General features: G+C 43.5%; 9 protein-coding genes. All 9 read right to left on the minus strand.

Annotation, left to right across the window (positions count from 1 at the left end; all coding sequences use genetic code 11):
* Positions 1 to 80: 80 nt before the first annotated feature.
* Entirely contained in the window at positions 81 to 1715 is a 1635-nt protein-coding gene (locus tag AC1DXF_RS10590) for a RagB/SusD family nutrient uptake outer membrane protein (RefSeq protein ID WP_477448327.1), read from the minus strand.
* Positions 1716 to 1735: 20 nt separating this feature from the next.
* Positions 1736 to 4948: a SusC/RagA family TonB-linked outer membrane protein gene (locus AC1DXF_RS10595; protein ID WP_477448329.1), complete on the minus strand. Its 3213-nt coding sequence runs from the start codon at positions 4946 to 4948 to the stop codon at positions 1736 to 1738.
* A 572-nt stretch (positions 4949 to 5520) separates the two neighbouring features.
* Positions 5521 to 6252 (minus strand): 6-phosphogluconolactonase, encoded by a 732-nt coding sequence (gene pgl / locus AC1DXF_RS10600; RefSeq protein ID WP_477448331.1) that lies wholly within the window; start codon positions 6250 to 6252, stop codon positions 5521 to 5523.
* 128 nt (positions 6253 to 6380) lie between these two features.
* Positions 6381 to 7898: a glucose-6-phosphate dehydrogenase gene (zwf, locus tag AC1DXF_RS10605; RefSeq protein ID WP_439695211.1), complete on the minus strand. Its 1518-nt coding sequence runs from the start codon at positions 7896 to 7898 to the stop codon at positions 6381 to 6383.
* A 25-nt stretch (positions 7899 to 7923) separates the two neighbouring features.
* A complete protein-coding gene (gene gndA, locus AC1DXF_RS10610) occupies positions 7924 to 9348 on the minus strand; it encodes an NADP-dependent phosphogluconate dehydrogenase (protein ID WP_477448333.1) in 1425 nt (474 codons plus the stop codon).
* A 1-nt stretch (position 9349) separates the two neighbouring features.
* Positions 9350 to 9973, minus strand: coding sequence for an HAD family hydrolase (locus AC1DXF_RS10615; RefSeq protein WP_477448335.1), 624 nt, complete (start codon positions 9971 to 9973; stop codon positions 9350 to 9352).
* Positions 9974 to 9981: 8 nt separating this feature from the next.
* Complete coding sequence (gene tal / locus AC1DXF_RS10620) at positions 9982 to 11079, minus strand: transaldolase (RefSeq protein ID WP_477448337.1); 1098 nt, start codon at positions 11077 to 11079, stop codon at positions 9982 to 9984.
* A 181-nt stretch (positions 11080 to 11260) separates the two neighbouring features.
* Positions 11261 to 11980, minus strand: a complete 720-nt coding sequence (gene rpiA, locus AC1DXF_RS10625) for a ribose 5-phosphate isomerase A (RefSeq protein WP_477448339.1) — start codon at positions 11978 to 11980, stop codon at positions 11261 to 11263.
* Between the two features lie 98 nt (positions 11981 to 12078).
* Entirely contained in the window at positions 12079 to 14082 is a 2004-nt protein-coding gene (gene tkt, locus AC1DXF_RS10630; protein WP_477448341.1) for a transketolase, read from the minus strand.
* Position 14083: the final 1 nt, after the last annotated feature.

Genomic DNA, 14083 nt, shown 5'->3' on the forward strand with positions numbered 1-14083 from the left:
TTTTTTTAATATAAAAGGCCGCGCATTTGTTTGCGCGACCTTAACAGTATTAACTGATATTATATAAAGAACGATACAAATCAATTAGGGTTTTTGATTGGAGCACTGCCGGCTCCCGGTGGGTTTAATACAAACTCATCAGCAGGCACATCCCAATAATCAAGGAAGTTATAGTTGATGGTGGCGTGCGTGTTCAACACTCCTCCCGATGTAAGAACTACAGCATTTTTACGGCCGCCGCCTTTTGTAACATCATCAGTAACACCCCATCTGCGGGCATCATAAAATGCGGTTCCCCTGAACACCAATGCAGCCCTTCTCTCCTTTCTCAGTTCCTCTTTTGCATCATTGAGGCTCAAACCAACCCCAGCTACTTTTGCCAAACCTGCTCCCTGGTAAGTTCTAACATTATCAATACTGGTAAGTCCTTGTTCTACCTGCCCGGTATTAATTAATGCCTCAGCTTTCATCAATTCATTTTCTTCATAAGTAGACGCTATGTAAAGCTCATAGGCAGCGTTTGTTGTATTAGCGAGTATAACAGCACCATTATTTGGCGACCCCTGTTTAGCATCAATTAGCTGCCATCTGGAGCTAAAGGTAAAACCACCTACCTGGTTAAAATATTCATTTACCTTAAAATTATTTGATAAGCGCTTATCGCCGGTTTTGAAATCCTGTATCAGGCGTTCACTTATTTTAAACGTAGTTGATGAAGGTAATCCAGAGGCCAGCGAAGCTACCGTACCGCCGGTTGCCGAAAAGAAGCCGTTGTTGTTAGCTGCATTTGTACGGCCGGTAAATACACTTTCGCCAGATTTTACGCCATTATTAACCAGTGTTAAAATAGCGCTCCAATCGGCAGCTGTCATATCGCTCAGCTTTTTATTAGCTAAAATATTGCGGGCTTTCAGGGTATTAATACTATGGATAAACATGGCGGGAGTAGGCACCTTGCCTAAACCTACCTGCACAAAATCAGGCAGGAGCTTTGCCATCACCGTGTAATAGTCGTCTGTTTTTGATATGCCTGATAACAAGGTAGCCGCCTGGTCAAGGTCTTTATTTGATTCTGCAATTAGTGCGGCGCTGTTTACATAAATTGGATTAACCACATTAACTGTATTGTTCACCAACCCGGCATAGTAAACAGAACCTAATTTAGCATACGCGAAGCCTTTCCACCAATAGGCCCAGGCTTTAATTGTGTTCTTGCGGGCAGTGGCATCGCCACTGAAGCTGAGGTTGTCTACAAGCGCTAAAACCTGGTTACAGGCATTATTCATGGCATACATATTTGTCCATTCATAGTAAAACATGTTTTGGCTTTGTTTATCCCTCGTGTTGTTTATACGAAGGTTACCTTTTTGTGGCGATGTATTTGAAATTTTGCTTCCATCATCAAGTATCACATAGTCGGGTACGTTTACTATGTTTATGTTCTGGTTGGCGGCTTCTGCCGATACGTTATCGGCCAGCAATTCATGAAAACCAATAGGGAGCGAAAAATAGCTGTCGCCCAGCCAGCCATCGCCGTTTACAAAGCCATTAATATAAACACCGCCCGAAGCCAGAGAAATAACACCGGATTCGGTTTTGGTTTGTTCAAGTGTAGGTGAGTTTGGATTTTTTACATCCAGGTCTTTTTTACATGATGACGCGCCAAATAAAGCAGCCATCATCATTAATGCGTATATATATTTATTTATTTTCATTTCTTTCTTTTTTAGTTCAATTAAAATCCAAGACTTAAACCAACCTGGTACGATTTTGAGTTCGGCATCGAACTGTGATCTACACCGCGGTCAAATGCCGAGTTTGAGCCACCTGAGCTGATCTCGGGATCAAAACCGGTATATTTGGTTGAGGTAAACAAGTTGCGTCCGGTAAATGTTAAAATAGCTTTTCTGAAGATTTTTCCTTTGATAAGGCCGCTAAAATCATAGGCTAATGAAACGTTACGCAATCTCAGGAATGAAGCATCCTCAAAAAAATAATCCTTCGTTCCGTTACGGGCACCATTGCGGGCGCCAAAAAAGTCGGCGTAAGCGCTTCGGTAATAAGCTGTATAAGCCCCGCTTTGGCCACCAATAGTTACGGCGTTATCGTAATCGCCGCTTATACCATCGCGGTACATCCACTCCTTGGTTTGGTTATACAAATGGCTGCCATGAACCCAATCAAACTGAAAACCGAACGACAGCTTTTTATAGGAGAATGAGTTAATGAACGACATGTTGAACTTAGGGTTGGGGTCGCCCAGGGACGATACTTCGTTTTCAAACTGAATGGCTTTGGTAGTTTTGTTAACCACCCTGCCCTGAACAACTTCGTAACTACCCAGGTCGGCATCGCTAATATACCTTGCTCCTTCGTGGTTAACAGCCGTTAAGCTTGTTAAAGCTTTGAAACCATATATCTGGCCAATTTTTTGACCTGCCACCAATGCTTCCTGCGTACTGCCTGCAGCGGTTGTTAAAATAATAGGCGGACCGTTTATATTATCAATTTTTGAAGTTTCGTTACTGAAATTGGTTGTAAAGCCCCAATTAAAATCGCGCGTTTTTAAAACACTGATATTTAATGAAGCCTGCACGCCATGTGATGAAAGATCAATTGCATTTGTTAATATTTGTGAACTGCCTGTTGATGGTGCTACACTCACATTGTAGATAACATTTGAACCCTTACGGCGCCAGTAAGTTGCACTCAGGCTAAAATCGTTTAACCAGTTGCCATCCATCCCTTTGATGGCTAAATCTGTACCATACTCGTACTCTTTTGAGACTTCCACATTTAATGCCGGGTTTCTGCCGTTTGCAGGTATCGTAAACACAAGGGCCGAGCCGAGGTTTCCTGTACTCACTGTTGGGTACCGGTCAAATGGCCCGGGCTGTATTCCTGCCTCACCATAGGCCGCCCTTAACTTCCACTCCGGGAACAGGGCACCCAGTTTGCTGTTTTTCCAAAAATCGAATGAGGATACACGCAGGTAGCCATTAACATTAGGAAAAGTAAATGGTTTTGAACCCTCGCCAAAAGCTGATGAATAATCGCTCCTGAAACCGCCGCTTACACCGCCATATTCACCAACATCAATTTTTTGATTTACCACATAACCGAAGGTTACAAATGGCTCGGTGTAATCAGAGGTTACCGCCTGGGTGCTGGTTTGGCCAAAGTTATAAATGGCGTATGACGGCAACCCAATACCCTGCGTAAAAAATTGTTTGTAGTTGTTTTTACGATAATCGTATTGTAACAGTGTACTGGTAGTTATCGGTACGTTGATATGAAAATCTTTTTCAAAATCGGTACGGATAGTTGCCGATCCATTGAAATTCTGGAAAACCGTGGTATAAGTGTTTTTATCCAGCTCGCCCCCATAGGCGCCGTAGGTAGCCTTAGTATCTATAGAGTTTTGATTTTCTGTTTGCGATTTATAAAGATAATTGGCTTCCTCGTGGCTGTAGTTAATGCCATATTTAGCATTTAACTCCACAAACTTATTTATCTTATAGTTTGCCTGCAAGTTTTCGAGTACATCAACGCGGTTGTCTATCTTGCTGCCATATTCGGAAAAATAAAATGGATTTGAGCCGTTAACGCTTACAGATCCTGAGTTTAAAGAAAGCGGATAGTCGCCTGAGGCCAGCTTCTGGTTCAGGTCATAAAATGGTGAAGCGTTAAGTATCGCGTATAAGGAACCAGAGTTACCGTTACCCATAGCAGGGTTAAGCGTGTTTTTATTATATATCAACTGGGTAATATTGCGAATGGTAAACCCCTTGAATAATTCTGTACCCAGGTTAGTTGTTAAGTTGGTACGATCGTTATACCCATTGGTACGAATATTACTTTGCTGGTGATTATTTGAGATCGTCAGATTGTAGTCGCTTTTATCGGTACCGCCCGAAATAGTGGCATTATAATTTGTGGTATAAGCTGTTCTGAACAATTGTTTTAAATGGTCGTAGTACTTAAGGTTGGTGCCGTACTGCTGGCGTGCAACGTTCAATGGGTTAGACATCGCCGTTGGATTATTAGCATCAGACTGGAACTGCCACCTTACTCCCGGATAAATTCCATCCTCGTTTAAAACTATTTTAGTACCGCTGGTGGTAATAAAGTTGCCACTGGCATCTGTTAAAAAACTGCTTAGCTTTGCCTGGTGAACGTTACCCATATTGATATAATCACTGGCAGTAACTGAACTTGAAATGTCAACCTGTGCTTTGCCAATCTTGCCTTTTTTGGTAAATATCTGTATTACGCCATTAGCTCCCTGGGCACCGTAAATAGTTGAAGCCGCAGCTCCCTGCACTACTTCTGTGTGATCTACAATGTCCGGGTCAAGTAGGCTGATATCGGTTTTTGACTCTACGCCATCAATCAAAATCATTGGCTGTGTACCGGCCTGGATAGTATTGATACCCCTAAGCACAATGTTTGTTCTGGCTCCGGGGGTTCCGTCAACAGATGAGATTTGCGCACCGGGAATTTTGCCGATCAAACCCTGGTCAATAGATGCCTGGGGCGAAGAGGAAAGGCTTTTGCCTGAAACGGATTCAACCGAGATGCCTAATTTAGTCTTACTTGTAGCCACGCCTGATCCTGTTACAACAACCTCGCTCAGTAGTTTAAAATCGTTAGCTAAAGCTACGTTCACCACTCCGGTGCTGCCAATTGGCACTTCTGTTTTTGCAAACCCAATAAAGGTAAAAACCAGTGTGGTACCAGATGAAGGTACATTGATTGAAAATTTACCAGACCCGGAGGTTTGTGTACCTATGTGTGTTCCTTTTACGGTAACACTTACTCCGGGAACAGGTAAGCCATCATCCTTGCTTGTAACGGTACCTGTAATGGTTCGGTTTTGGGCGTACGCGTATTGGCAAAATAATGCCAATAGGATCCCCATTAAGTTTTTGAGAAAACTTTTTTTCATACTTAAATCAGTTAAATAGTTAATAGTTGTTAAAAAACAAGATAGCTTGTAACATTTGCATTACAAATGCGGAACTAATTTTTAGCAATGAAGTAAAATAGCGGCTAAATCAGGGGTCGATATTATGTGATTTGTATTTTTTTGGCGATTTAATTTGAATAAATACAATAAACCGGCGCCAACAAAGCAAAAAATGCACAGAAAAAGCATCTTTTATTAAACTTATGTTATTCAAAAGTTAATTCATCAAACAATTTTTAATAAAAATCACTTAGTGTTTCAATTTATTTTATTAGTTATGACAAAAAACATAAGAAATTTTTAAATAAATTTAAATTCTATCAATTATTTCATTATCTAGTGCATAATTATTAATAAAATGATATATAAAAATGAAGATTATAATTTTATTTACGAGTTTTGTTCTTTATTTTACCGCATCATTAATACACTAAGATCATACACCATTCCCTGGCCTAAAACATTAGTTTCGTTGCAAATATCAAAGCAAAAAAAAGGCCGGTAGATTGTTAGTCTATCGGCCTTATTGATTCTGATTAAAAAAAATCTATTTATTCCAGTTCCTGCAGGTTTGCGGCGGCGGGTTCGTCTAAAAACCACTCCGTTTCGCCAACTATCGAATCTATCAGCTGGGCAGGGTATTCTTCAATATCTTCATCATCTTCCAGTACATGGTGTACAGCGATTGCTTTGCCTTCGCCATAAACCAGGAACGCAATGTAGCGCGCATCATTAATCAGCGGCGCATTCAGCGTAATACGCCAAACCTGCTGATCTTCCAGCCAAACTTCTTTTACACCCGGCGTGGTATCGTGCAATACCGGGGTATGCGGAAATAACGACGCGGTATGCGAGTTATCGCCTAAACCTAAAAGTACCAGGTCAAAGCTTAGCTCGTCTTCATCAAAAAATGTAGCTATCATGTCCCAATACCTTGCAGCGGCGTCGGCCGGTTCAAATGTGGTATCAACCGCAAATACGTTGGCCGGGCTTATCAGCAAAGGATCAAACAGGGCGGTTTTGGCCATCAGGTAGTTGCTGTCCTTATGGGTTTGGGGCACGTTGCGCTCGTCGCCAAAAAAGAAATAAACTTTTGTCCAGTCAACCTGGTCGGCGTAGCTGGTAGATGCCAGCAACTCATAAAGCTTTTTAGGCGAGCTGCCTCCAGATAGTGCAACGGTAAATTTGCCCCTCGCGGTGATGGATGCATCGGCTATTTTAACAAAATAATCTGCAAGTGCCATCAGCACTTCGTCGGCTGTATTAAAGATATTTAAATTCATGTTTTTTAGGTTCGAGGGTCGGGTTGTGGGGTTCCAGTTGCGAGGGTCGGGTTGCGTGGTTCGGGAAAAGAATCTATCTATTCATAAACCAAGCAACCGAACCTCGCACCACGCAACCCGAACCTCAATTAATTTTTCTTCCCATTCACCGGTAATGTAAACCAGTTAAAGCCATCGCGTGCAATTAATGCTTCGGCGGCTTCGGGGCCCCACGAATCGGCAGAATAGTTAGGGAAATTCAGGCTCTTTTTATGTTGCCAGGTGCTTAGTATCGGCATAACCAATGCCCATGCCTCTTCTACCTGGTCGCCACGCATAAACAGGGTTTGATCGCCCATCATGGTATCCAGTATCAGGGTTTCATAAGCTTCAGGCGCCTGGTTGGTATAAGTGCCTTTATAATCAAACACCATATCAACTACGTTTAATACCATATCAATGCCGGGGCGCTTGGCCTGTACCTGCAAACGGATGCTCATCTCGGGCTGAATGCTGATGATGAGCCTGTTTTGCTGCCAGCTTTCGGCGGCTTCGGTAGGGAATATCAAATGCGGAACATCTTTAAACTGTATGGTGATAACCGACGATGACTGGTGCATTCTTTTACCTGTACGCAAATAAAACGGCACACCCTGCCAGCGCCAGTTATCTATAAAAAATTTGATGGCTGCAAAAGTTTCTGTATTTGATTCGGGGTTAACCTTTGGCTCTTCGCGGTAGCCGGCTACTTCTTTACCTTTCATCCATCCGCTGCCGTACTGGCCCCTAACGGCCGAATTACGTACATCCTCGGGTGTAAACTTACGCATGGCCTTTAATACATCAACCTTACGGTCGCGTACCTCATCGGCACTAAAGCTTACAGGCGGCTCCATGGCTATGTGGCAAAGCAGCTGCAACAGGTGGTTCTGGATCATATCCCTCATGGCACCCGATCCATCGTAATAATCTCCGCGTTCTTCAACACCCAGTTGCTCGGTAACCGAAATCTGTACGTGCTCAATATAATTACGGTTCCACAGTGGCTCCATAATGGAGTTGGCAAAGCGGAAAGCCATAATGTTCTGAACGGTTTCTTTACCCAGGTAATGATCTATACGGTAAATCTGGCACTCGTCAAAAATGCTTTTCAGTAATGCGTTCAGCTCTTTTGCTGTTTCCAGGTCGTGGCCAAATGGTTTTTCAATAATGATACGCACACGTTTTTTATCTTCGGCCAGTTTGGCTTTTGATATGTTGGATGCGATGATTGGGAAAAAGTTTGGTGCTACAGCCAGGTAAAACAATACGTTGGCTTTGGCTTTCCATTCGGCATTATGTTTTTCAATACGTTTGCCAAATTCTTTATAAGTTTCAAAGTCGGTTGCATCCGATACCTGGTAGTAAATGTTTTTTACGAATTCGGCCCATTTTGCTTCGTCGGCTTTGCCGCTGCGCGAAAACTGGTTGATATCGTTATGCAGGTTTTCCCTGAACTGTTCGTCGGTTAATTTTGTACGACCGGTACCAATAATTGAAAATTGTTTAGGCATCCATCCATCTAAAAACAGATTATAGAGTGCCGGGGCAATTTTGCGGGAATTTAAATCGCCCGTGCCACCAAAAATGATGAATATGGTAGGGTCTGATTTTACGCTTGCGCTCATTGTGATCAGCTTTAATAGTTTATGTTTAGTCTTCGGCTTTGGGCCACTGTGTATGGAAGGTTCCTTCTTTGCCTATCAACTCGTAGGTATGCGCGCCAAAATAATCGCGCTGTGCCTGGGTAAGGTTCGATGGCATTTTTTCGCTGCGGAAAGCATCAAAATAGCTTAAAGCTGATGCATATCCCGGCGCTGCAACACCGGCGGCAATAGTACCGGCAAGAATTTTACGAATACCCGGCAGCGTTGCTTCAACCAGTTTTTGAATATCGCTATCCAATAACAGGTGTGGCAATTGCGCGTCTTTACTGTAGGCGTTAAAAATATCGTTTAAAAACTCCGAACGGATGATACAGCCACCTCTCCATATTTTGGCTATCTCGCCAAGGTGAAGGTCGTATTTATACTCTTCGGATGCTTTTGATAACAGGTGCATACCCTGTGCGTAAGTAATGATAGATGTAAAGTAAAAAGCCTGCTCCAATGCAACCAGCAATTCGTCTTTATCGCCTGCTAATTCAACTTCAGATCCGTAAAGGGTTGAAGCTTTTTCGCGCAGTTGTTTGTATTTCGACAGATCGCGCATGGATACCGAAGTATCGATGGTTGGGATAGGCGTAACCAGGTCCATAGCCACCTGCGATGTCCATTTACCGGTACCTTTGGCTTTAGCCTCATCTTTAACATCATCCAGTAACAGATGATCGGTTCCCGGAGCTTTATAGGCAAAAATATCTTTGGTGATATCCAACAGGAATGATTGTAAGCGGCCAGCATTCCATTGAGCAAAAATCTTTTGAATAGCATCGTTATCCAGTCTTAAGCCTTTTCTTAATATCTCATAAGTTTCGGCAATTACCTGCATAATACCATACTCGATACCATTATGCACCATTTTAACAAAGTGACCAGATGCGCCAGGGCCAATGTAAGTTACGCATGGCGCGCCATCAACCTTAGCGGCAATAGCTTCAAATATCGGTTTCATTACTGCGTAGGCATCCTTATCGCCGCCCGGCATCATGCTTGGGCCGCGGCGGGCACCTTCTTCGCCGCCAGATACACCCATACCAAAGAAGTGCAGGCCAATGGCCTCCAACTGCTCAACACGGCGGTTGGTATCGGTAAAGTGCGAGTTACCGCCATCAATTAAAATATCGCCTTTCTCCAATAGCGGAGTAAGTTCCTCAATTACGGCATCTACAATTTTACCGGCAGGTACCAGCATCATAATGGCACGTGGTGTGGTAAGGCTTTGAATAAATTCTTTTACATCGCCAAAGCCTTTAGCGGCCCTATCGCCGGCCTCATCATTTAATGATGATACCTTTGCGGCGTCCTTATCATGCCCGGCTACTGCAAAGCCATGATCGGCCATGTTAAGTAGTAAGCTGCGGCCCATAACGCCTAAGCCTATCATGCCAAAAGCATATTTATCTGTTGTTGCGCTCATGTTATTTGAGGTTTTCTTTTTTAAGGTCTTCTAATATTTTTTTGGTGGTCTCGAAACTGGTATGCTGAAACGAGCGGATGCCCAGTTTTTGGGCTGTGGTAACAAACATCATCCTGTCATCAAAATACACACATTGCTGGGGCGATGCCTGGGCAATACCCATGGCCAGTTGCCAGATGCCCGGATCGGGCTTGCGCATTTTTACCTCGCACGATGATACAAACGCGTCGAACGCATCATGCAGTTTAAATTTGCGCACGCGGTAATCATTTAACTCTTTACCTTCGTTATTAAGGGATATAATACGGAAACCGCAATCTTTTTTCCACTCCTTAAGCCAGGCCAGCATATTCGGCAGCTCATACGAGGTAGAATAAATAAAATCCTTAAAATCTTCCCTTACAAAATCTCGGGGATGGTTAAAAATCACCGTATCCAGGTACTCATCTAAGGTGATGCTGCCAATTTCATATACGTTGAAGATGAAATTGTGCAGGGCGTTTACTTCGGCATAATCAAGGTTAAACCTTTTGGCTGCTTCCTCGCGTGCCTCGTGCCCCCAGCCGTTCGACAATAAAATACCTCCTACGTCGAAAAAAAGGATCTTTACGTTTGCGGTTTCCATAAAGCCGTTTAGGCTACTTTACTTTTTTGATCTTCGATAGCTTTTAACAGTTTTTCGAATGGTTTATTGAATTTTTCGATGCCTTCATCTTCCAGTTGCTGGGTAATGGCGTCAAGATCGATACCTAACTCTTTTAGCTTGGCTAAAGTAGCGGTTGCTTCATCTAAACCGGCTTCAAGCGTGTTGGCAGCAATACCATGATCGCGGAAAGCTTCAACAGTTTCCAACGGAACGGTATCAACAGTATCGGGACCAATTAAAGCCTCAACGTATTTGGTATCTTTAAATGCAGGGTTTTTGCTTCCTGTACTTGCCCAAAGTAAACGCTGTGGCTGTGCGCCTTCGGCAGCCAGTTTTTGCCACCTTTCGGTGCTGAATACTCTTTTGTAAATTTCGTATGCTTTTTTAGCCGATGCGATAGCAACTTCACCTTGCAGGTCTTTAGCGCCTTTGGCTTCCAATAATGGATCAACAATAACATCTATACGGCTTAAAAAGAAGCTGGCTACTGACGATATGTGCGCAATTTTATGGCCCGCAGCTAAATGCTCCTCTAAACCAGAAATATAGGCCTCGGTTACTTCTTCGTAACGCTCCAAACCAAAAAGCAGGGTAACGTTAATGTTGATGCCTTTTGCAATGGATTGCTGAATAGCTGCCAAACCCGGTTTAGTACCAGGGATTTTGATCATTACATTTTCGCGGTCAACTTTTTTCCAAAGTTCTTCGGCCTGTTTTGCGGTACCTTCGGTATCTAATGCTAAAAACGGAGAAACTTCAAGGCTAACATATCCGTCAACTTTGTTTGATTCGTCATAAACGCCTTTAAACAGGGCGGTAGCTTGCTGAATATCGCTTATTGCCAAACCAAAAAATAACTCCTCGTTATCATCGGTAGTTGCCGAAAGCTCCCTGATATCATTATCATAATCAGAGCTGCCGGTTATTGCTTTTTCAAAAATAGCCGGGTTTGAGGTAACACCTCTTACACCATCTTCGTCAATTAATTTTTGCAGTTTTCCGGATGCGATGATTTCGCGGTCGATAAAATCAAGCCAGATACTCTGTCCGAAATCGTGTATCTGTTTTACATTGTTGGTTGCCATATTGGTCGGTTTTTAATATTGTATTTTTTATTGGATTGAATTTTGATTTTGCGAATGCCTATGAATCTGATAGATATTTTCTGCAAATGTATTCGTTTGATCCGTTTTGTAAAGTTCTTTGTTAATATTCTGTTTATTGTAAGCTTAATATCATCATTGCGTTACAGCAGCGTAACAATATTTAATTGTTTGCCGCCATTAAAATTTGCAGGTTGTACCCTATAAATAATCCACTCTCGATAACGCCTGTAATTCCTTTTATATCCTTTTCCAGGCTTAGCGGCACTTCATCAAAGCGGCAATCCAAAACCAGGTTATTGTTTTCGGATATAATTGGCCCATCCTTGCCCTTTGCCGGCCGTATAACAATACTATTGGCGCCCAGCTTTTTCAGTTCTGCTTCCACATGCAGCAAAGCCTGCGGAAAAACCTCGATAGGGATAGGGAAGTTGGTACCTATCTTATCCACTATTTTCGATTCGTCGACAATAATATAGTTAACCGCGCTGGATGCAATCAGCAATTTTTCTTTAAACATAGCCCCGCCACGGCCTTTAATCAGGCTGTTGTTCGGGTCAACCTCATCGGCGCCGTCAAACAACCAATCGGGCTTGTGCTCAAACAAAGTAGTAAGCGGAATGCCCAGTTTAGTGCAAAACATCGAAATTTCCAGCGAAGTAGGGATAGCCAACACGTTCAATTTTTCGCCCTTAATTCTATCCGCAATGGCCAGCAAAGCCATATAAACGGTTGATCCAGAGCCAATGCCAAGCACATCGCCATCCTTTACCTTTTCGGCAATTTGCTGCGCGACCTTTTGTTTGCCCGCGACATTGATGATCTCTGACGACCACGCCAGGTTTTTAATTAAACTACTATCCCAATCCATTTTTAGTATCAAGTATTTAGTATCAAGTATCAAGACCGCCTCAGGTAGAAACGACAGTTAGTATCAAGCGGCAAGAAAAAATCTTGATACTTGATACTAACTACTTGCTACTATAACAAAGCTTTAGCGCGGGCCACTACATTATCAACTGTAAAGCCAAAATGCTTGTACAGATCATCGGCCGGGGCCGATTCGCCAAAGGTTGTCATGCCCAGCATATCGCCTTCGTCGGTGGTGTACTTGTGCCAGCCCATTGGGGATGCCATTTCAACAGCCAAACGTTTGCGGTATGCTTTAGGGAATACCAACTCTTTGTAAGCAGCATCCTGTTTTTCAAATAACTCCCATGATGGCATACTTACCACGCGGGTTGATATACCTTCTGCTTCCAGTTTTACCTGCGCATCCATAATCAAGGCAACTTCCGATCCTGTTGCCATTAATATCAGGTCAGGATTTTTGCTGGCTTCGGATAGGATATAAGCACCTTTTTCCAGGTTTTCTGCCTTGCCATACTTATCCTGATCAAGGATAGGTAAGCCCTGGCGGGTAAATACCAATATAGTTGGGCCATCTTTTTTCTGGATAGCCACACGCCATGCATGCGCGCTTTCATTGGCATCGGCCGGGCGGATGGTGGTTACATTAGGGATAGAGCGCAGGGAAGCCAATTGCTCAACCGGCTGGTGGGTTGTACCATCCTCGCCTAAACCTATACTATCGTGAGTGTAAACAAATATCGGACTTATCTTCATAATGGCAGCCAAACGGATTGGCGGGCGCATGTATTCAGAAAACATCAGGAAGGTGGCGCCAAATGGCAATACCCCTTTTGTTAAAGACATACCATTTAAAGCCGAGCCCATGGCATGCTCGCGGATACCAAAGTGGAAGTTACGGCCGCTCCTGTTTTCGGAAGTGAATGAATCAAACCCTTTCAGGTTGGTTTCTGTTGATGGGGCCAAATCTGCCGCGCCGCCAATTAAATTGGGCAGGCTTGCCGCAATGGCGTTTAATACTTTACCAGATGCCTGGCGGGTAGCCATTTTAGGATCAGATCCTTTAAATACCGGCAGTTTATCAAGCCAGCCTTCGGGCAGGTCGCCTTTAAACGCGGTTTCATATTCGGCGGCTAATTCAGGATATTCTTTTTTATAATCGGCAAATAGCTTGTTCCATTTTTCTTCGGATGCACCACCGCGCGCGCCTTTATCGTGGTAATATTTCAACACATCATCAGGCACATTGAATGATTTATCCGGATCGAAGCCAAAAAACTCCTTAACCAGTTTAATTTCATCTGCGCCAAGCGGCGAACCGTGTGAACCTGCAGTACCCGATTTATTAGGGCTGCCATAAGCAATCAACGAACGCACACGGATCAATGATGGTTTTTGCGCTTCGGCTTTGGCGTTTACTAAGGCCAGCTCTAAAGCGTGCGTATCGTTAACATCAGGCAAATCCTGTACATGCCAGCCGTATGAACGGAAGCGGGCGCTTACATCTTCGTTAAAAGTAATATCGGTAGCACCTTCTATCGAAATATGGTTATCATCGTATAAATAAATAATGTTGCCCAACTCCAGGTGACCGGCTAATGAGGCGGCCTCAGAAGTTACGCCTTCCATCATGTCGCCATCACTCACTATAGCGTAAACGTGATAGTCAAAAAGATTGTAACCCGGTTTGTTATAACGGGCGGCCAAATGTTTTTGGGCAATGGAAAAACCAACACCATTAGCAAAGCCCTGGCCCAGCGGACCGGTGGTTACATCAATACCAGGAGCCAAACCGTACTCGGGGTGGCCGGCGGTTTTGCTGTTCATCTGGCGGAAGTTTTTGATATCATCCAAACTCAGATCATATCCTGTTAAGTACAAAAAACTGTACTGTAACATACAGGCATGCCCGCACGAAAGGATAAACCTGTCGCGGTTTGCCCAATCGGGGTTTTTAGGATTGTAATTCATCGCTTTTGACCATAAAACATGGCCCATAGGGGCAAGCGCCATAGCCGTACCGGGGTGGCCCGAGTTTGCTTTTTGTACTGCATCTGCCGATAAGATCCGTACGGTATCTATTGCTAATTTTTCTATGTCCTGTGTATTTTCCATT

Source organism: Mucilaginibacter sp. P2_A5, assembly GCF_056404995.1.